Source organism: Lacrimispora amygdalina, assembly GCF_900205965.1.
Classification (GTDB): domain Bacteria; phylum Bacillota; class Clostridia; order Lachnospirales; family Lachnospiraceae; genus Lacrimispora; species Lacrimispora amygdalina_A.
On the sequence record NZ_OAOF01000001.1, the window covers coordinates 520,831 to 541,088 of the forward strand.

A 20,258-nucleotide genomic window follows, 5' to 3' on the forward strand; every position below is an offset into this window, starting at 1 on the left:
AAAAGGGCCATGCCCATTATTTTTCATAAACACCACTTACTACCCGGTCCAGCCCCGCCGCATCACACCATGACCGGATCTTCGTAAAACCAGCTTCCACAAGCAGTTTGCTGACTGCCTCTTTCTGATCATAACCTGTTTCAAAATATACTGTACCGCCAGGATTTAAAAACTTCCTGCTCTCTTCTGCCAGTCTCCTGTAAAAATAAAGACCGTCTTTTTTTCCGTCAAGGGCCAGCATAGGCTCATGGTCCCGCACCTCCGGCTGCAGCTTACGGATCTCTTCTGTCGGAATGTAGGGCGGGTTGGAAACGATCACATCAAACCTTTCATCTGTCTCAAAAGCATTAAATAAATCGCTTAACAGAAACGTGATATGATCTTTGCCTAAAATTGCCTCCCCATTCCGTTGTGCCACTTTTAGTGCTTCCGAAGAAATGTCTGCTGCTGCCACCGATTGGAAACCGCCAAGCTTTGCAAGACTTATGGCAATACATCCGCTTCCTGTGCACAGATCAAGAACTCTGGGATTCTTTCCTTTGTAATCCTTTAAAACCTGTTCAGCCAGAGTCTCCGTATCCTGCCTGGGAATCAAAACATGCTCATTGATGAAAAAGTTCAGACCCATAAATTCCATGTTTCCAGTTATCTGCTGAAGGGGAATTCTGGCTGATCGAAGCTCAAGCATCCGGTAAAACTCACGGACAGATCCGTCGGATTGTGCTTTTAACTCTCTGTTCCGTTCTATGAGAAAATGAGTCAGGTCTGTATGAAATGCCTCAAGCAGCAGATATCTGGCATCAAGAGCCGCTTCATCCACTCCGGCTTTCAACAGCCTGTCAGTTCCTTCCTCCAATAACTGATTTAACGTTAAACTCATGATTTCTTCCCCGGAAAGCTTTTTTCAAGAAATTCTCTCCAGTCAAACACAGCTTCTACGGAAGCGATCCCAACTTCAATCATGGAATCATCCGGTTCACTGGTTGTCAGTCCCTGCATCCACATACCCGGTCTGCTTAAAATATCTACCAGCTTTGACTCACTTCTGCCTGCAATGCGAAGAAACTCGTAAGACACTCCTGCGATCACCGGGATCAGAACAATACGGCTTAAAATCCGAAGGGGAAGAGTCTTTACCTGTATTACCATAAAAAACAGGATACTGATAATCATAACAATCAAAAGAAAACTGGTTCCGCAGCGCTTATGTTCCTTAGAGCTGTTTCTTACGTTCTCTACATTCAGCTCCAGTCCGTGTTCCAGACAGTTAATACATTTATGTTCTGCTCCGTGGTACATGAAGGTACGTCTTATGTCCTCCATGCGGGAAACAAGCTTAATATAAGCAATAAAGATACCAATACGTATGATACCTTCCAATACAGCCATCACAGTCTGCGATTTTATAAAATAGTGAAATATATTAGCCAGAAACATGGGAAGTACCATAAAAATGCAGATAGCCATAATTACGGAAAATACCATTACCATGCTCATCAGAGCTTTTTCCATCTTTTCACCAAATATCCGCTCCAAAAGCTTCTCAAATTTCGAGGGTTCCATATCCTCCTCATCATCTTCAAAAAAGCTGGCAGAAAAGGTGAGGGACCTCATACCCAGTATCATGGAATCAGCAAAGCTGAAAATACCTCTGAAAAACGGAAGAGAAAACAGCTTCACTTTCTCCCCCAGGCTGACATACGTATCTTTTTTCACTTCAATGGTTCCGTCCGGTTTCCGTACTGCTGTGGCATACTCATCCCTGTTTTTCATCATAACGCCTTCAATCACGGCCTGACCGCCGATTCCTGAATACTTCATACGCCAACCACCTCTCTCTAATCTCAAAAAAGGTTGAGCTAAAGTGTTTCCACTAAACTCAACCTTTTCTTTGCTCCAAACTTATTCAGCCTTAACGCCATATTTACGATTGAATTTATCAATACGTCCACGAGCGGAAGCAGCTCTCTGCTGACCGGTGTAGAATGGATGGCATTTAGAACAAATTTCTACGTGGATGTCATCCTTTGTAGAACCAGTTACGAATTCATTACCACAGTTGCAAACAACCTTTGCCTGGTAGTAATTTGGATGGATTCCCTCTTTCATTATTTTCACCTCGCATACTTTGATTTCTATTAAATCGCGGTTTGTAAACCGACTTTGTCTAATAAACAGCTTGTATAGTATAACATAGAAAAAATCTTAATGCAAGCATTTATTTATATAAAAGATCACAGCCATTAGAAAAAGCGCATCTTTTTGGATGTTTCTACAAATTCCCGATTGCTCCTTGTTTTTGAAAACAGGTCCAGAATTTTTTCAACTGCATCTTCCGGTTTTAATGTATTGGTTGCCTTACGTACAACATCCACAGCCTCTGCTTCTTCTCTGGTAAGCAGCAGATCGTCTCTTCTGGTTCCGGATTTTAAAATATCAATCGCAGGGAAAATTCTCTTCTCTGACAGCTTCCGGTCAAGCACCAGTTCCATGTTGCCGGTACCTTTAAATTCTTCATAAATCACGTCATCCATGCGGCTTCCCGTATCAACCAGTGCAGAAGCAAGAACGGTAAGGCTCCCGCCCTCTCTCATGTTTCTCGCAGCACCAAAGAAACGCTTGGGCATATGAAGGGCTGCGGGGTCAAGACCACCGGAAAGCGTTCTTCCGCTGGGTGCAACCGTTAAGTTATAAGCTCTTGCAAGGCGGGTGATGCTGTCCAAAAGAATTACAACGTCTCTGCCATGCTCTACAAGACGTTTCGCTCTCTCAATCACCATCTCCGATACTCTTTTGTGACGATCAGGAAGTTCATCAAAGGTGGAATAAAGTACTTCCACATTATTGCCCACAATAGATTCTTTGATATCGGTAACCTCTTCCGGACGCTCATCAATGAGTAATATCATCAGATGAATCTCTGGATGATTGACTGTAATTGCTTTTGCAATCTGCTTTAACAGGGTTGTTTTTCCTGCCTTGGGAGGAGATACAATCATACCTCTCTGTCCCTTTCCGATGGGGGCCAATAAGTCCAGCACCCTCATGGCTGTGGTATTCTTTCCGCCGTCCGTCTCCATATGAAGGCGCTTATCCGGGAAGATCGGGGTCATATTCTCAAAGTTTGGCCGGCGCTCCGCCATATTGGTAGGATATCCGTTAATTTTCTTCACATATAACAGCGCTGCAAATTTCTCTGCAGCAGTTTTTACTCTGCGGCTTCCATGAATAATGTCTCCGGTTTTCATGTTAAAGCGGCGGATCTGGGAAGGTGCTACATAGACATCATTCTCACCTGGAAGATAATTCTCGCACCGGATAAAACCAAATCCATCAGGCATGACCTCCAGAATGCCATGGGCATCAATTCCGCTGTCAAGCTCCTGAAGCTCCGGACTGGGCTGGAAATCTACTTTAGGTTCTTCAGCTGCATATTCCTGCTTTGCATATGATTCATTCCTTCCGGAATTCTCATATCTGCCATTGCCCTCAGAGCTTCCTCCCCCTGTCGGGCGGTATGGTCTTTGCTGTGAATCCTGGCGGTAAGAGCGGACAACCGTCTTCTTGGTGCTGCTTTGCACCGGTGTGTTCTGCTGGGTCCCACCAGACTGCTGAGGCTGCGAAGCGGACATGGCTGGTCTGTTCGTTTCTTTCTCAGGCTGTTCATTTTTTTGTTCTTTGACTGTTTCCCTGCTTTCTGCCGTTACACTCCCAGCCGAAGCTGCGAAATCAGAAGTTTCTCCTTCCTTTTCACAGAGTATATTTATAATATCGGGCTTTCTCATGGAACTGTAGCCCTTTATTCCCTGGGCTTTTGCAAGCTCCTTTAACTCCGTTAACGGCAATGTCAGTAATTTTTCACGCATATTAATCTCCTTCATGATTCCTTATACCAGTTGTTTCGTAATCTTGGGAATGATCTACGATAGAATATCGCAAACAGACGACCGGAATAATCTTCCGGTCCTAATCATGTTGAATCAGGTCGTACGATATGTTTATTATAAACCTTAATAAATAAAAAGAAAAGTCATTTTTTTAGAAAGCTTAAGTGTTCCCTGATTTTTTTCTCATACCCGTTCTCTGTAGGCCGGTAAAATTCTGTACCTTCCATGCCATCCGGAAGATATTGCTGCTTTACATAATGATTCTCATAATCGTGGGCATAGAGATATCCCTGGCCATGGCCAAGCTTAGCGGAACCTTTATAATGGGAGTCCTGTAAGTGGACAGGTATGGGCATGGTCTTTTTATTTCTCACTGCTTCCTGTGCCTCGAATACAGCGACACATGCCGCATTGCTTTTTGGTGCACATGCCACATAGGTAACTGCCTGAGACAAAATAATCTGAGCTTCCGGAAGTCCGATCCGCTCCGCTGCCTGGGCGGCCGCCACTGCTACGACAAGAGCCTGTGGATCTGCATTGCCCACATCCTCTGACGCACAGATCATGATTCTTCTTGCGATGAATTTAATATCTTCCCCTGCATAGAGCATCCGCGCCAGATAATAAACCGCTGCATCAGGATCTGATCCCCGCATGCTCTTAATAAATGCGGAGATAGTATCGTAATGGTTATCTCCGTTTTTATCGTATCGGACTGCACGTTTCTGAATGCATTCCTGGGCCACTTCCATGTTAATATGGATTTTTCCGTCATGGGGGTCCCGTTCTGTTGTCATGACGCCAAGCTCCACCGCATTTAAAGCTGCCCTTGCATCACCGTTTGCCACATCTGCCAGAAAATCCTCTGCTTCCGGGTCAATGACTGCATTATAGGCACCCATTCCCTTTTCTTTATCGTAAACCGCACGGCTGATCAGTTCCTTAATATCGTCTTTTTCCAGTGTCTTCAGCTCAAATACACGGGAACGGGAAAGAAGCGCACCATTCACCTCGAAATAAGGGTTTTCCGTGGTTGCGCCGATCAATATTAATGTTCCATCCTCTACAAAAGGCAGAAGATAGTCCTGCTGCCCCTTATTAAACCTATGAATCTCATCAACAAAAAGAATGGTCTTCTTACCATACATTCCAAGAGAATCTTTGGCCTCTTTTACAATCTCTTCCATATCTTTTTTCCCGGCCACCGTTGCGTTAATCTGTCTGAAATCCGCACTGGTGGTATTGGCAATGACTCTTGCCAGAGTGGTTTTCCCGGTTCCGGGAGGTCCGTAGAATATAACTGATCCCAGCTTATCCGCTTTAATAGCGCGGTAAAGAAGCTTATCCTTTCCGATAATATGCTGCTGCCCCACCACTTCTTCCAAAGTGGACGGGCGAAGCCTGGAAGCAAGAGGGGATTCTTTTTCCATGGTATTCTCCCTCATATAATCAAACAAATCCATAATTTACTCCTTTATCCGTTATCGTGTATCCAGTCAGATAAACAGAGGATATGCTGATCCCTCTTTCTTTATTATGGGCAGTCCGCGGTCATTTGTCAAGAACATTTGTTCTCTTTTTCTCCCGGTTTTTTATCAGATTTTATTGCATTAAATTTCATTTTAAACAGATATAAAACGTGCTATTCTCTAATTGTAACAAAAAAACATTTTTTTTAATAGGAGGGTATATGAGTACAAAGAACATGAAAACAACAAGTATTATGTCTGAAGAGACAGGTCTTATGAATGAGACCGCCGCACAAAAAGCAAGCAGTCCTTTTTCCATCCGAAATATCTCTTCCACTGAACTGGTAAGGGAAATCCGTATTGGCTGGAATTTAGGAAATACCATGGATGCAACCGATGGTTTCGGTCTTTCTTCCGAAACCTCCTGGGGGAATCCAAGAACTACGAAAGCCATGATTGATAAGATCAGGGAAGGAGGCTTTAACACCTTAAGAGTTCCAACTACCTGGGAAAAACACCTGGGACCCGCACCGGATTACACCATTGATCCAGCGTGGCTTAACAGGGTTGTGGAGGTTGTAGATTACGGCATCAATAACAGGATGTTTGTTATTTTAAACCTTCATCATGAGGAATGGCATTTTCCATCTTACGCTAATGAAGCTGCCGCCACCAGGATTCTTACAAAAGTATGGACTCAGATTGCGGAAAGATTTAAAAATTATGATGAGCATCTGATCTTTGAAGGTCTGAATGAGCCACGGCAAAAGGGTACGGCGGACGAATGGAACGGCGGCAACAGAGAAGGTCAGGAAGTCGTAAACCGTTTTAATGCTGCTTTTGTAAGGACCATACGAAACTCCCTCGGGAACAACCCGTTAAGGCATTTAATGATTCCGCCTTATGCTGCTACTTCTTCCACAAATGCCTGGGATAACTTTGTTATACCAAGGGATAATAAAATCATTGTCTCTATACACGCTTACACACCTTATGACTTTGCCCTGAATACTTCAGGAACTTCGGAGTGGCGCCTTGATAACAGCGCAGATACCGGGGCCATAACCTATCTGATGGACAGTATTCACCGCTATTTTATTTCCAAAGGTTATCCGGTCATAATTGGTGAATTCGGTGCAATGAATAAGAATAATTTAAGACAGCGTACCAACTGGGCTAATTTCTATGTAAAATCAGCCAAAGCCAAAGGAATTCCCTGCATCTGGTGGGATAATGGTGTCATAAACGGTGACGGCGAGCTCTTTGGACTGCTGGACAGAACAAATTGTACCTTTTATTATCCCGATCTGGTAAATGCAATGATGAGAGGGATTCAATAATTCAGTCTGAGCTGTTGCTCCACATGTGACTAATCACCTGTGAAGCAACAGCTCCTCTGCGTCAAAAATATTAAGGTTAAACGAACCGGCCCGGGAGATAACCAGCCTTTTTTACAATGTCTTTTATATCACTTTCTGCCATCTTCTCTTTCATATGAACTGTAACCTGTTTCTTTTCAAAATCCGCCACTGCATAGATTCCGTCAAGGCTGTTAAACGCATTCTCCACCTTTTTTCTGCAGTTTTCACAGGTCATTCCATCTACCTGAAGAGTTGTGACGTGGGGATAATGGAATTTATTTGTGTCTGCTGCTTTCACTTTCTTCACTACCTCACCGCCGCCGCAGCATCCCTGCTTAGTCCGTTTAATGGAACTTTTCAAACCAAAATAACAGATTACGATTAAAATCACACTGATCACAGCTGTTGACATATCAACTCCTCCTTTTCTGCAAAATGATGTTCTATCAATATTATAAAACGAAAACGCAGATATGGAAGAGTTTTTATTGATACTTTTAATCAATTAATAATTCATCCGCTGTTACAAACGTATATCCCTGTTTGGTCAATACATCAATTGCCTCAAGTGCAGCTTCCACAGATGTGGGAAATACATCGTGGAGAAGTATAATATCTCCGGGTTCCACGTTCTTTACTATATTACGGACAATTTTTTTCGTATTCTGGGTTTTCCAGTCCAGGGTATCCTCATTGCATAAAGCTGGAAAAAATGTCTTTTTCCCCTTTGCTCTGTAACCCCAACAGTATTATTGTTATTTTTTTATCATTCTGTATCGATTTATTTTGTCGAATTTTGTCGATAACTATTTTTCATTTATTAAAAGTTTTAATTTTCATTTTTGTATAATTATAATAAAATTTAATCATAATCAGTTTTTTTATTGTTACATTTAACAACGAAACATGAAAAGGAGAAAAATATGGAAAACAACAAAATCCAAAAAGTGACAACAATTAAAAAAAAGATACGATCTATGATTATGGTAACAGTTTCGGCATCGCTTCTCTTTGTGGGTTTTTTAACATGTTTGCTCAACTTTTCGTCAACAATCCATATCTTGAAAAATAATTTAAAAACAACTGCTACAGTGGGTGCAGGTCAGGTAGAATATCGTCTGAAATCTACTATGAATATCGTAGAAACTTTAGGCACAGTCAAAGAGTTATCAGTGGATACAGTCAAAGATTCTGAAAAGTTGGAAATATTAGAACATTATAAAAAATCATATAACTGGAACAGTGTCTATTTATTTGATAAAGATGGTGTTAGTCTTGCAAATTCAGATTTAAACGTTTGTGACAGACAATACTTCATATCTGCTCTGGCAGGTAAATCAAATATCAGCGATCCAATTTACAGCAGAGACACTGGAGAATATATATGCGCTGTTGCGGCTCCAATATGGAAGGACGGCATCCAGAATTCAGAAGTCATCGGTGCTGTTATGGCATGTATGGATGTAAGTTCTCTCAACACCTTGGTTTCTTCAATAAATGTCAGTAAGAATGGATATGCCTACATAACTGACAGCAAGGGAACGATGATTGCACACCCTAACTCTGAATTAATTAAAAATCAGACAAATTATATAGAAGAATCTAAAAAAGATCCCCAGTATGCATCTTTGGCCGCGGTTCTCAAAGAAATGATCTCCGGAAAAAATGGTTTTGGATCTTACAAATATCAAGGACAGAATAAATATCTTGCTTATGCTCCTATTCAGGAAACAAACGGATGGAGTATTGCAATCAGCGCACCGGTTAATGATTTTTTAAATGGGACTTTCCAGAGTATCGCAATGACCATCGCAGTAATTATACTTGCTCTTATTATAAGTTTTCTATCTGCTGCTAAATTAGCAAATTCCATCGGGAAACCGATTCAGATATGTACAACCCGGCTTCAGCAGCTTGCAGAGGGGGATTTCCACAGTACTGTAGCAGATATTAAGACTAATGATGAGACAATGCTATTGACGCAGTCAGCAAAAATATTAACAAGTTCTCTTCAAACTATTATTGAAGATGTAAAATATCTTCTTGGAGAAATGGCAAGAGGCAACTTCTCAGCAAAACCTCAGATACCAGAAAGCGCTTATGTGGGTGATATGCGAGAAATTTATACCTCCATCACCTATATGATCAATAATATTACAGGCACTTTACATCAGATTAATATTGCCTCCAGTCAGGTAACCTCAGGGGCAGAACAATTGGCTGCAAGCGCTACAGGACTGGCTCAGGGCGCTACCGAACAAGCCTCTTCCGTTGAGGAACTGGCAGCATCATTTGATGAAATTTCTTCAAGGACCAAATTAAATACCTCCAATGCAGCAGCTTCAGAAAAGTACATGTCAGAACTGGGGGAAAAAATCAAATTCAGCAACAATCAGATGAATAGTCTTATTTCTGCAATGAAGGAAATAAATATCACCTCTGCCGAGATAGGAAAAATAATAAAAGTGATAGAAGAAATTGCTTTCCAGACAAATATTCTGGCCCTGAATGCTGCGGTAGAAGCTGCACGCGCAGGGAGCGTGGGCAAAGGATTTGCAGTTGTTGCAGACGAGGTAAGAAGTCTGGCAGCTAAATCCAGTCAGGCCGCCAGCAGTACAACCGCTCTGATAGAACGATCCATTCTCGCGGTAGAAGAGGGGTCACGTATGGTTGATGAAACAGGTTTATCATTGAAGGATGTTGTGGAAAAAACAGAGATAGCAGTAAGAAGTATGAGAGAAATAATTATAGCTACAGAGCAAGAATATGATGCAATCAATCAAATGCTCATTGGTGTTGATCAAATTTCCAATGTTGTACAATCTAATTCTGCGGCTGCAGAAGAAAGTGCTGCTACATCAGAAGAATTATCTGCACAAGCTGTGTCATTAAAATCACTGGTCGAATCATTTAAATTTTAAATTGCAAAGCTTTATTTACATAAAAGGGAAGTTCGTATACAAAATGTTTATGAACTTCCCTCTTATGTTTCAAGTGATAGAAATTGCTACCGCATTATCAGCTTGTGACGTTAACTGACCATGTCTAAGATCTGAATTAATGGAAGCCCCAGTCAATTACAAACCTATTACCTCTGGCTGAGGAATTAATATGCAGCAACAGACAATTCCCTAATTCAATTGCCTCACTTTATTCAATTGTTGATTTTCTTTTAGACTTTATTAATTCAATTGCCTCTTTCCCACTCATATATTCAATTTCAAGTTCTAACATACATACGTTCATCAACCCTCTATCAATTGCATGTGAGCGCTCTGCTTCTTCTATATCAGGTGAGTATCTTGCTGTTAAGATTTCAAGAGCTTCCCTTTTTTTCTCTTCCTCCATAACATGGGCTCTGCCAAATACAATGACACTGCGAAAATATGAGGTATATTCATCCTGCACAACCTGATCCTGATCAATCACACAAAAAGAAACTTTTTCATTTCTTTTAATTCCATCTAATTTATGACCTGCTTTCGCTCCATGAAAGTAAATCTTATTATTATGGTATACATAACTTAGGGGGACCGCATAAGGATAATCATCATCACCTGATACAGCCAGCACTCCTGAAGTTGCGCGATTTAAAACCTGAACGCATTCCTCTGATGACAGTACCTGATTTTTACGCCGCATTTCTCTAAACATATGAACTCCTTTCATGAAGACAGTTAAATGTCTGTTTGTAAGCTATATAAGAGCTGCTGTAATAATAGACATTTTATAAACCTCGTCTGCATTACAGCCTCTGGAAAGATCATTTATAGGCGCATTTAATCCCTGCAGGATCGGTCCAAAAGCTTCAAATCCGCCTAAGCGCTGTGCAATTTTATAACCGATATTACCGGCATTGATATCTGGGAAAATAAAGACATTGGCCTTTCCTGCAACTGTTGATTCCGGGGCCTTAGTTTTTGCCACAACAGGAGAAAATGCCGCGTCAAACTGCAGTTCACCGTCTGCCGGGAAATCCAGATTCATGGTTTTCAATCTATCAGCTGCCTTTCTTACCTTATCAACCGACTCTCCCTTTCCTGATCCCAGTGTGCTATAGGACAGTAATGCAACCTTAGGATCCATGGAGAAACGTCTGGCTGTCCGGGCTGTCTCACATGCGATTTCTGCCAGCTCCTCGTCGCTGGGCTCAAGGTTAATCGCACAGTCACCCATGGCATACATCTCATTCCCATTTTCCGTTTTCCTGGAAAGAATAAAGCAACTGGAAACAATTTTACTGCCTGGCCTGGTTTTAATCAGCTGCAGGGCCGGCCTTACTGTATCTGCAGTGGAATAAGTAGCTCCTCCCAAAAGGCAGTCCGCCTTTCCCATTTTAACCAGCATGGTTCCAAAATAGTTGGGCTTTTTCAAAGCTTCCCGGCAAGCAGCCTCATCCATCTTGCCTTTTCTTAATTCTACCATTTTTGATACCATTTCATCCAATTCTTCATAAACCAGGGGATCTATTTTCTCAATTTCATTAACCGGCCAGTTACACGCTGAGGCAGCGGCCTGAATCTCATCTGGATTCCCTAAAAGAACTGGTGTCAGAATTCCTTCGCCATGCAGACGATTGGCTGCTTCTAATATTCTTGGATCAGTACCTTCTGTAAAGACGATCCGCTTATTCTGCTTTTTCAATGCGGCAATCATTGGTTCAAACATGCTTTCTACCTCCGTAAGTCATTTTTATGCAGTTTTTCCATATTTCCATTTTATATTACGTTATCTATTAAAAATCAATTACATACTATTAATAATATAATTTTCAATTAGTACATTTTGTTCTGATAAAATCTTTGAATTCATGATAACTACCTACGGTGAAGCCGGCCGGATCAATAATAATTCCATTATTTTTAGCAAACATCAGAACAAATGTATGTTTTAATTCATATGTCTTAATAATCTGGGAGTATTCAATTGTCAAAGAAAATGTCCCCTGAGTTATGGAAATATGCTCACCAAACTGTATAACTGCTACAGGCTTCTTCCCATTATGCAGCCTGTAATCAATTTCTTTCAGTTGTCTTATTGTCATAGGAGGGGTGATTAAAATTGTACTGGTAATAATTAACAGACAGACCCCTAAAACTGCAGTCATGATGTAATTTTGTTCACTCAGCGTAATTCCAATCATAATAAGCGCAATGGGAATAAATACAGCTCCCATGAAATAGATTCTTCTGCATAGCACCTTATGTACATACTCTGATACCATGGCATCATCAGAATCATATCTGTTTTCAAATTGTATATTCATTTTTTACTTTTCCTTCTTCATAATCGGCAAACGCTTCCAAAAACACCTGATATATATGCAATATTTACTGTCCTCCTGTGATTTTATCTATACACTTTAAGGCTTTATTAATATCTTTATCAACCAGTGTCTTCATACTGTCCTGATACATATAGGTCTTGGCATTACGCAAGGCCCATATGATATCACTTGTCAGATGTGGTTTATACCGGGCCACTGACGGCAGCACCTTTATGCATTGTCTGGCTGTAATTGGCTTCTCATCTTCCACGTGTTTAAGAAGCTGATCGATGATTTCATCAATTTTATTTTCCCTGTCCCATTTTGCATTTGCCGCAATTAAAATAATTGCCCTGGTTCTGAAATATGAATTTGTACTATCTAACAACTCCGCAAAAATATGAAAATAGGGATATACCGTATCAGATCTTATGCTTTCAGACTCCAGTTGTTTCATACACTGATACGCATATTTATTATTTTTATCTTTTAGTCCGCATACCATTTCAAGAATATGATCCAAAATGTTCCCTCCAGCTTTGTAGTTCTATTATATTCCCTTCTGGGTCCCTGGCGTAAATAAAAACAGCCTGCATATTATTGGGATATTGTGCAGTTACTAACTCCCCAACCTTGCTTCCTCCGGCTCGAATCACCAACTCAAGAGTTGTCTCTACATCGTCCACTTCAAACGCAATATGGGCAATACCAGAACGGTTAACTTCTCCTATAATGGTCTCTCTTATTGAATCATAGGAAAAGATTTCCAAGGTGGGGTGATCATCCCCGTATCCTGGCAGCAAAAGATGTTCTCCAACTATATGGGCGTTATTTAATCCTGTCAGTCTGTCAAGCCACGGCCCTTTTAAATCGCGTACCTCCCCGATTGATTTGCAGTGAAATACTTCTTTATAAAAGTTAATTAGTTTTTCCGGATCTTTCGCTATAATATTCGTATGTACATATCGAAACATCTTCATTTTCCTTTCATATGGACAAATACTCATCAACCAGTTGAAATATCATAAATCTTTAATTTGTGAGCCTACAGAATGGAATTAAAATCTGGACTTTTCATAGTTATAAGGAATACTGGTACCCACAACCACATCTCCAATCTGCTCAATAATCAACCAGTCATCCATATTCCCCTGATGATCAAAAGGCAGAGGTGGTTTGATCTGCTGCACTCCTTCAAAATCAACCAGGCACAGACATTTCTTATGCCAGCGTTCCTTCTGTTTGTCCGTTAAATTCAGTTTGTCCTGATTCTCATTTAATATCTTTGATATTTCCTCGTCTGCCAGTTTTATATAATTCTGAACCGATTTTATAGTTGCATATGCAGAGATTTCAGCCGTTCCCTTTTCCATAAAATAAATGGTTTCACCTTCAAACACTCTGCTGTGAGGGATCTTTCGTCCAGCTGCCCCTCTAACCACCATAGTTTTCGTACCGGAGTTAATCTTATCTAAGACACGCTCTCCCTTTTTTCCCTTATTATCACAGTATACCAAATGTACCATTGAAACTCCCCCTTTATTATGGATAGACAAGCCTGCAATTTTCCAGCTCGTCCGTATCTTTTTCAGAAATATATAGTTCCGCCGACAAAGAAAGATCATTCCCCATAAAGGTTTCTTCCCGAAACAGCTTTACAATTGCCGGATAAGCGCCCGCTGCATTCTCTGTTTGCATCCAAAGTGCCAGCGCATTTTCCTCCAGATAATCATACCCATTATCCTGAACCACCCCATCAGTTATCTCCTCTATACGTTCCGGAATATAGTAACGTAAGTCTAAATCAGCATTTTCAAGCTTTTCCGGAAATAACCGGATAATAATCGTTTGCATACCATACCTTCCTTTTTGGATCATATAATTTAAAATCCTATATTTACGAATGAACGGGTAATATAATTTCCATTCCAGACCCTCTGTTATCACTTGGCCGGATATGAAATCCCTGTTTCTGATAGAAACCCTCTTTTCCTATAGCTGCAAAAAGTCCCAGAGTTATATTGGTATCCGTGATTCCCTGCCCTTTTACATAGGAAACAAGCCTTTCTAAAATATATTTTCCTATACCTTTGCCCTGGTATTCTGGTAATATAACAAGATCCTGGATATAGCAGATATAACAACCATCCCCTACCAGTCTTCCCATTCCAATAACCTGTTCCTGATATTTGACTGCTGTTGTAAATAATGAATTTCTTAACGCAGTTTCAATCTGCCGCTCTGGTAACTCACTCCAGCCTGCGGATGCTCTAAGTCTTTGATAATCTTTAACAGTCAAACCGTTATCCAGCATCTCAAATTCCATTATTTTTTCCTCTTTTGAACTCTTTTCTCATTTTATCACATAATAAGGTCATGCCACTCTCATTTACTTCAAACGTTTCAGATTTTATGAAGCCATGGCTTATGTAAAAATTAATTGCACGTTCATTGGATGATAATACTTCCAGTATACAGCACTCACATTTCTGCCGTACCATTTCTTCCTCTATTCTCTGATAAAATGCATGTCCCGCCCCTATACCAATGTATTGGGGTAAAAGATAGAATGCATGCCACTGAGCATGAGTTTCTTCGCCATCTAAAACAGTTTCGAATACGGTACTTCCTATAATGTTTCCATCACATTCTGCAATTAGACACGTGCCCCCATTTCGTATACTTTCCTGCAAAACCGGTTCCCAATGATCAGTTTTTAGAGATGATAAATACTCATGATCCATAAGTCCTTCGTATGCGGACACGTAGCTCCGATTAATTTGTTCACTCACTTTTTTCATATCACCCAGTGTTGGAATACGATACGTAATTACCATTTAAACCTCCTGCGTAACAATTTATTGTACAGGCACTTCTCCATTTATAGATTTAAATCACTTTCTCCTAATATAGGAGCATTAATGTCATGAGGCGCTAGTATTGGATTGTTAATAGGATATCTAATTCCAATCTCAGGATCATTATATGCGATTTGACGCGAGAACCGGCTATCAAATGGCTCATCGAAACGCATCACATTCATGGTTCCATCTTCAAGTGATAGAAAAACATGACCAAAACCTTTTGGTATGTAGATCTGCTTTTTATTTTGAGCACTTAATTCTACTCCAACCCATTGTAAATACGTAGGAGAACTTTTTCGTAAATCAACCGCATAATCAATTCCTCTGCCTTTAATACAATATAAAAGCTTGGCCTGGGGTTTGGGATTATTCTGAAAATGTATGCCGTAGATTGTACCTGCTTTTTCCGAAAAATAGACCCGTTCCTCTATGTACTCGAAATTAATATCAGCCTTCTCTAATTCGCTTTTATTATAGATACAGTATGAAAATCCTCTGTTATCAAATCTGGTATCATATTCAATAATTTTAATATCTTTAAGTTTTGTACTTTCAATTCTCATTTTAACCAGCCCATTTTCCCATTCAGATCTTAATTACTTTTTATGTGCAGTAATTATAGTGAAGCTAAATGCATTTATTGTTAAAATGCAATCATCAACAGACACATACCAGTTCTTTCCTTTTCTGCTTATGCTGTCCGCACGTTCTACGCTATCTTTGCTCCATGCTATTAAATCAGGTATATCCAGTTTCAGATTCCTCCTGATTCTTTGAACACCCAATTCTGTTGTATGTATTTTATCAAGATTCTTTATTAAATCGTTTTCCATAAGATTGTTTTCATCTCCTTTATAATTTAGTTGCTTTTGCAATAAAGGAAAGAGGAATTAATTTTGCACGGCTAGGCGCATAGTAGCCATCAGAGAACTCAAATTCTTGTTCTAATATATTTTGACTGGTTTCCTCAACTATTTTCTCTATTTTAAATCCTTCCTCTGCCAATGTGTTAATCCACGTAGACATTTTCCGGTTTTGTAAAGTTACGGGATTTCCACGCAGTTCAAAAGAAAATATATCGTCTGCAAGATAGTTACAGCCTTCTAAAAAGATTTTATTATCACTGGCTTCCACACAACGCATCAGAGGGTGATCCCATGAAAAAATCAGAGTACCGCCTGGTTTGGTACAATCGGAAATATTACGTATTGTTTTTGGCAGATCCAGAGTCCAGCCTAATGCATAGACAGAATATATGACATCAAAATACTTCCTGGGCATTTCCCCCATTTCTTCCATAGGAGAAGCAGACAGCATTGCTTTATAACCATTTTGTTTCAAATATGTATCCGCATTATTAATCTACTTTGGTGACAGATCAATTCCCCATAGTTCTGATGCACCGTTATCACCGCACCATTTTAAAGAATGTCCGCTGCCACAGCCGATATCCAATACCTTTTTGCCGTCAAGGTCAGGAAACAGCTTTAATTCTGTTTCTGTAGGTGCGAGGCACCCATATACCGGTAAAGCCGTTGCTCCAAACCATGTATCAGCCATAGAATCCCAGCTTTTTCTGTTTTTATTTATTACTTCATTATACATGTAATCCCCCCCCCTATATAATCCCGATTAATTGAATTTATTTAAAAAATCCCGAATCTGTTCTTTGGTAATTCCAATATTTTCGGCTGCATCAAGTTTTAATGTTCCCATTCTATATGCCGGAACCACCCAGACTTTCGAATGTTCAAATGCAAGTTTATTAGACTCCGCAAGTTTCTCAAGGAAAGTTCCCTGCTGCAGAGACTGTTTAAAGCTGACAGCATCAACCAGATCACTGACATATTCACTAAGAGCATCAATATTCTCAATATTAACATGATCTTTAAAGGTTGCCTGGTACATACGGTCGTGATAATCCAAAACATCCATACCACGATCAAGAGCGTAAAAATAACCCTGTATGCACAGATCACTATGAGGCCCAAACCGCTCTGGTCTGGGATGAGATTCACAGGGATGCCATTCAATATTCAGATCCGGATGTTCCGGAAGGAGTTCTTTTAAATAGTTATGTGCTTTCAGGCAATAGGGGCAAATATAATCAAAAAAAAGATGTAAATTATTTTTCATCGTTGGTCACCTCATTAATTATTAATAATCTTGTAAATGAAACCGATAAATACATTTTTCCGTTTCACCGATTTTCCTCATATCATTATCATCTGGTATCTGTACAATTTTCTCCAATGTTCCGCCTGCATATTCACAGGTTCTCCTTGAAGCATCGTTATCGGGATTGCATGTGATAATAAGATACTCCATCTTATGTTTTTTAGCTAACTGAAACAGTAGCAGACAGGCCTTTCCCGCATAATGGTGTCCCCGATAATTCTCATCTATGTGATATCCAATGTTACCGCCATAGTAAACATTTTCATTATGTCCAACTCGTAAATCGCACCCTCCCACTTCGTTTCCCTGTCTATCATATATCTCAAAATGATATGCAGGAAGCCAGCCTTTACGGATATTGCCAACTGTTTTTTTAACTAACTTAAGAAAAATCTCGTCACTCTTTAAAAAGTCTATACTCCTAAACATAAATTACTTCTCCAGACATCTATTTTTTATTCCAAATTTTTTTTATCCTCATATGCAAACCTCACAATTCATGGCATCTAATACTAATTCCCCGTATTCTGCCGTCTCAGAAATTAAGCCCTAACTTATATGCATTTTTAAGATGCCCGTCTATTCGTTCCTTTCGTTGTGCCTCATCCCAATGGGTAGTACCGTCAAATATAATCATTTCTTTTTTAAGAGCTCTGTTTCTGATCCTGTCACCCAGCATTACTATTCTCATCGCATTGGATTCGCCGGTTTCTTCTAGTGATTCCATTGTTTTTCCTGCAGATATCATAAATAATGCCTTCTTAAGTATTTTTATTTGAGGATTTGGATTATATGCAAAACCGCTCGTCCATATCCGGTCAAACCAACCTACTAATTTCGCAGGCGCCTCCGTCCAAAAAACAGGGTATATGAATACGATTGCATCAGATTCCTGAATTTTACGCTGTTCTTCCATGACATCTTCCGCTACTGTAATATCAGTTCTATAATACGCTTCTCTCTCATATTCATTTTCAGACATCTCAGCATTAAAATTCATTTCATATAAATCAGATACAATAAATTCATGATTTGCATTATTGAGTCCCTTTAAAAACTCCTGCATCATCTCATAAGTAAAGCTCTTTTTGCTTGGATGGCAGTATACAACAAACACTCTCATAACTTTGTCCTCCCTGGTCCTATGGCAACTCCCCATTCATTTCAGCAATAACGCGGTTCTTCTTTGCCGTAACCTGCACCCAGGCCGGACGAAACCCGCTTTTTATTGCATTGCGTGCAGATTTCAAATTTGACCATGCACAGCAATAAAACGGTACAATTTCTCTGTCCAGGATTTCTATTGCTAGCCTGCTTGTAAGACAGGAAGCAATGCCCTGCCTTCTATATTCTGGCAGTACATCAATACCAATCTGCCACATGGTATCACAATCTGCTGAAGCTCCCGCAAGCCCAACCAGCTTTCCATTGTGGAATGCGCCTACAGCCAGACGGTCCAATTCTTTACGCTTTTCACATAATGCATTGCTCCATTCAGGTGTATAATATTTTGCAAAATATTCAGGCTCCATAACTCTTGTCTCGTAATTGCAGGAGCGCAGCTTTAATTCTTCCATATCTGGTAAAAAATATTCTGCCATAAAACAGACATTCAGATCATAAGGTTTTAGTTTTTCTATTAATTCATGTAGATTGGGTGTCTCAAAACAATGCTCAACCGGATACTTGGTAATATACCACTCAACCTCTTTTAATAGTTCTCCCGAAACAGATGCAACTATGTTGTTGCCATAGGATGTTAAATCACAGAAAAATGGAAGATTTAAATATCTTCTTGCATTAGAATTTGTTGCAGAAATTACAACCTTATTACTGGCACTGCAGAAATCTTCCCTATTGCAATTACTGTCAAATGCTGATTGCTGCATGGCTATCTCAATAATTTCTTTATTATTCATAATACTCCCTTTATTGTTTCTTTACCAGCCACTCTTTTGCCTGTTCCAGATCATCCATGCAGATCATCAAAAAATTTGTGTTTTCACTCTTCTTTTTCATGTATCTTTTCATTTGTGCATTTAGTCCCACAAACGCAACCTTACGCAGCTGCTTTTTCAGTTGGCAAAACTCAGTCAGAATCCAGTCCAGACAATCACTGTTAACATTGGAATCATCCATAATTACTACAACATAAGAACTGGAAGACGGCTTTTCAATATGTATCAGATCCTGTTTAAATTTCTTCTTTAGCAGCTCTTTCTGATCATAAAGTGAATCCAGATGTTCACACCAGATTTCTCCTCCGTTAAAGTACAGAGAAAAAGACTTTTTCTTTAAGCCAAGTTCATATTTTTCCATACATTACCCACCTCTAAATTTTATGTTCCATGCAAACGGAATCCTCCATTCCTTCATACTGACCGTAATTAGGAATCATCTGATAACCCGCTTTTTTATACAAGGCATTTGCCGCTTCTAACATTCTTCCAGTCTCCAGAATACACCATCTATAACCGCTCATCTTTGCCTTAGCCTCTAATCTCCGGATCAATTCTGCACCCAATCCCATATGACGGTGAGCAGGATCAACAAAGACTCTCTTTATTTCTGCATGATTATCATCAAACAGCTTAAACGCTCCACACGCCACCGGTTCTCCATCATGATATGCGACAACCACATCATGAATGCTGTCTCTCTGATTAAACTTATCATACTTGCTTCTTTGATATTCAATCCCAACAATCTCATCCAGCGCACGGTCCAGTTTGCCGCAAAGCATTGCAAAATCAGGATCCTCTCCATTGGTATCCCGAAACTCCAACAAAGACAGGCTGCGTAATTTCTCCTTATCTTTTTTACTTAATTTATTTATTACAGTCTCATAAGCTTCATCAATCATCTGAAACAATAAATCCTGATCAGAAAAAGAATCTAAATCAATGGTATTCCAATGCGGCTGCTGAACGGGAGGGCAATGATATCCTCTTACTATGATTCCCGGATAAAGCTGACGATAGAGGTATGCTTTTTCCGGGACGCATTTTAAAGTCATCTTATAGAAATTTTCCTGTGGATTAAACTGGGCAAATATCTTCCCCATTACTTTATAACAGATCGGATACTCCCCAAACGGCCTGGTTTCATAAGCGCCAGGGTGCCTGCGACAGTATTCATTTATGGTATCAATTATTTTTTTATGATTTTCCATAGTCCCTCCCTTTTTCAAATATTTACAATATAATAACATATTTTATAAATAAATATAAGAA

The 20,258-nt window shown here is 39.8% G+C and carries 25 protein-coding genes and 2 pseudogenes; 2 read left to right on the top strand and 25 right to left on the bottom strand.

Features of this window, described 5'->3' with window-relative positions; genetic code table 11:
- Window positions 1-16: 16 nt before the first annotated feature.
- From prmC to CRO04_RS02490, 5 genes are all read right to left on the bottom strand, one after another.
- Entirely contained in the window at window positions 17-880 is an 864-nt protein-coding gene (gene prmC / locus CRO04_RS02470; protein WP_097002637.1) for a peptide chain release factor N(5)-glutamine methyltransferase, read from the bottom strand.
- Entirely contained in the window at window positions 877-1,821 is a 945-nt protein-coding gene (locus CRO04_RS02475; protein ID WP_097002638.1) for a DUF1385 domain-containing protein, read from the bottom strand. Before CRO04_RS02475 ends, prmC begins: the two co-directional genes overlap by 4 nt.
- A gap of 81 nt (window positions 1,822-1,902) precedes the next feature.
- On the bottom strand, window positions 1,903-2,109 hold the full coding sequence (gene rpmE, locus CRO04_RS02480) for a 50S ribosomal protein L31 (protein ID WP_097002639.1): 207 nt from the start codon (window positions 2,107-2,109) through the stop codon (window positions 1,903-1,905).
- Window positions 2,110-2,243: 134 nt separating this feature from the next.
- Complete coding sequence (gene rho, locus CRO04_RS02485; protein WP_097002640.1) at window positions 2,244-3,866, bottom strand: transcription termination factor Rho; 1,623 nt, start codon at window positions 3,864-3,866, stop codon at window positions 2,244-2,246.
- Window positions 3,867-4,030: 164 nt separating this feature from the next.
- Window positions 4,031-5,350 carry a replication-associated recombination protein A gene (locus CRO04_RS02490; RefSeq protein ID WP_097002641.1) on the bottom strand — a complete coding sequence of 440 codons (1,320 nt, stop codon included), beginning with the start codon at window positions 5,348-5,350 and terminating at the stop codon, window positions 4,031-4,033.
- Between the two features lie 227 nt (window positions 5,351-5,577).
- Here CRO04_RS02490 and CRO04_RS02495 point away from each other — a divergent pair, with 227 nt between their 5' ends.
- Window positions 5,578-6,696: a glycoside hydrolase family 5 protein gene (locus CRO04_RS02495; RefSeq protein WP_097002642.1), complete on the top strand. Its 1,119-nt coding sequence runs from the start codon at window positions 5,578-5,580 to the stop codon at window positions 6,694-6,696.
- Between the two features lie 76 nt (window positions 6,697-6,772).
- Here the strand turns inward: CRO04_RS02495 and CRO04_RS02500 are convergent, their stop codons facing one another.
- Window positions 6,773-7,129 (bottom strand): heavy-metal-associated domain-containing protein, encoded by a 357-nt coding sequence (locus tag CRO04_RS02500; RefSeq protein ID WP_097002643.1) that lies wholly within the window; start codon window positions 7,127-7,129, stop codon window positions 6,773-6,775.
- Window positions 7,130-7,214: 85 nt separating this feature from the next.
- Window positions 7,215-7,409 (bottom strand): annotated as a pseudogene (locus CRO04_RS27235) (peptidoglycan N-acetylglucosamine deacetylase); the annotation flags it as partial.
- A gap of 231 nt (window positions 7,410-7,640) precedes the next feature.
- On the opposite strand from CRO04_RS27235, the gene CRO04_RS02510 reads away from it, so the two are divergent.
- Window positions 7,641-9,638, top strand: a complete 1,998-nt coding sequence (locus CRO04_RS02510; protein WP_097002644.1) for a methyl-accepting chemotaxis protein — start codon at window positions 7,641-7,643, stop codon at window positions 9,636-9,638.
- A 229-nt stretch (window positions 9,639-9,867) separates the two neighbouring features.
- Here CRO04_RS02510 and CRO04_RS02515 read toward each other — a convergent pair whose 3' ends face one another.
- The 18 genes and pseudogenes from CRO04_RS02515 to CRO04_RS02600 form a co-directional block, all read right to left on the bottom strand.
- Window positions 9,868-10,371, bottom strand: a complete 504-nt coding sequence (locus CRO04_RS02515; RefSeq protein WP_097002645.1) for a pyridoxamine 5'-phosphate oxidase family protein — start codon at window positions 10,369-10,371, stop codon at window positions 9,868-9,870.
- A gap of 42 nt (window positions 10,372-10,413) precedes the next feature.
- Window positions 10,414-11,385, bottom strand: coding sequence for a phosphate acetyltransferase (pta, locus tag CRO04_RS02520; protein WP_097002646.1), 972 nt, complete (start codon window positions 11,383-11,385; stop codon window positions 10,414-10,416).
- A gap of 103 nt (window positions 11,386-11,488) precedes the next feature.
- Window positions 11,489-11,983 carry a YcxB family protein gene (locus tag CRO04_RS02525; RefSeq protein ID WP_097002647.1) on the bottom strand — a complete coding sequence of 165 codons (495 nt, stop codon included), beginning with the start codon at window positions 11,981-11,983 and terminating at the stop codon, window positions 11,489-11,491.
- Window positions 11,984-12,047: 64 nt separating this feature from the next.
- Window positions 12,048-12,506, bottom strand: coding sequence for a SufBD protein (locus CRO04_RS02530; protein WP_242974312.1), 459 nt, complete (start codon window positions 12,504-12,506; stop codon window positions 12,048-12,050).
- Window positions 12,490-12,957: a VOC family protein gene (locus tag CRO04_RS02535; protein ID WP_097002648.1), complete on the bottom strand. Its 468-nt coding sequence runs from the start codon at window positions 12,955-12,957 to the stop codon at window positions 12,490-12,492. Before CRO04_RS02535 ends, CRO04_RS02530 begins: the two co-directional genes overlap by 17 nt.
- Before the next feature lie 84 nt (window positions 12,958-13,041).
- Window positions 13,042-13,509, bottom strand: coding sequence for a hypothetical protein (locus tag CRO04_RS02540; RefSeq protein ID WP_097002649.1), 468 nt, complete (start codon window positions 13,507-13,509; stop codon window positions 13,042-13,044).
- 16 nt (window positions 13,510-13,525) lie between these two features.
- On the bottom strand, window positions 13,526-13,837 hold the full coding sequence (locus tag CRO04_RS02545) for a hypothetical protein (protein WP_097002650.1): 312 nt from the start codon (window positions 13,835-13,837) through the stop codon (window positions 13,526-13,528).
- A gap of 43 nt (window positions 13,838-13,880) precedes the next feature.
- A complete protein-coding gene (locus CRO04_RS02550; RefSeq protein WP_097002651.1) occupies window positions 13,881-14,309 on the bottom strand; it encodes a GNAT family N-acetyltransferase in 429 nt (142 codons plus the stop codon).
- A complete protein-coding gene (locus CRO04_RS02555; protein WP_097002652.1) occupies window positions 14,299-14,820 on the bottom strand; it encodes a GNAT family N-acetyltransferase in 522 nt (173 codons plus the stop codon). Before CRO04_RS02555 ends, CRO04_RS02550 begins: the two co-directional genes overlap by 11 nt.
- Window positions 14,821-14,864: 44 nt before the next feature.
- A complete protein-coding gene (locus tag CRO04_RS02560; protein ID WP_097002653.1) occupies window positions 14,865-15,410 on the bottom strand; it encodes a dTDP-4-dehydrorhamnose 3,5-epimerase family protein in 546 nt (181 codons plus the stop codon).
- 33 nt (window positions 15,411-15,443) lie between these two features.
- Window positions 15,444-15,680: a DUF3781 domain-containing protein gene (locus tag CRO04_RS02565; RefSeq protein WP_097002654.1), complete on the bottom strand. Its 237-nt coding sequence runs from the start codon at window positions 15,678-15,680 to the stop codon at window positions 15,444-15,446.
- A gap of 19 nt (window positions 15,681-15,699) precedes the next feature.
- A pseudogene (locus CRO04_RS02570) lies at window positions 15,700-16,452 on the bottom strand (class I SAM-dependent methyltransferase).
- A 27-nt stretch (window positions 16,453-16,479) separates the two neighbouring features.
- Entirely contained in the window at window positions 16,480-16,983 is a 504-nt protein-coding gene (locus CRO04_RS02575; protein ID WP_097002655.1) for a DsbA family protein, read from the bottom strand.
- Between the two features lie 21 nt (window positions 16,984-17,004).
- A complete protein-coding gene (locus CRO04_RS02580; protein ID WP_097002656.1) occupies window positions 17,005-17,454 on the bottom strand; it encodes a GNAT family N-acetyltransferase in 450 nt (149 codons plus the stop codon).
- Between the two features lie 106 nt (window positions 17,455-17,560).
- On the bottom strand, window positions 17,561-18,148 hold the full coding sequence (locus CRO04_RS02585; protein WP_097002657.1) for an NAD(P)H-dependent oxidoreductase: 588 nt from the start codon (window positions 18,146-18,148) through the stop codon (window positions 17,561-17,563).
- A gap of 19 nt (window positions 18,149-18,167) precedes the next feature.
- Entirely contained in the window at window positions 18,168-18,944 is a 777-nt protein-coding gene (locus CRO04_RS02590; protein WP_097002658.1) for a GNAT family N-acetyltransferase, read from the bottom strand.
- Window positions 18,945-18,954: 10 nt separating this feature from the next.
- The gene (locus tag CRO04_RS02595; protein ID WP_097002659.1) at window positions 18,955-19,344 is read right to left on the bottom strand and encodes a hypothetical protein; all 390 of its coding nucleotides are present in this window, start codon (window positions 19,342-19,344) and stop codon (window positions 18,955-18,957) included.
- A 13-nt stretch (window positions 19,345-19,357) separates the two neighbouring features.
- The gene (locus CRO04_RS02600) at window positions 19,358-20,197 is read right to left on the bottom strand and encodes a GNAT family N-acetyltransferase (RefSeq protein WP_097002660.1); all 840 of its coding nucleotides are present in this window, start codon (window positions 20,195-20,197) and stop codon (window positions 19,358-19,360) included.
- Between the last annotated feature and the right edge of the window lie 61 nt (window positions 20,198-20,258).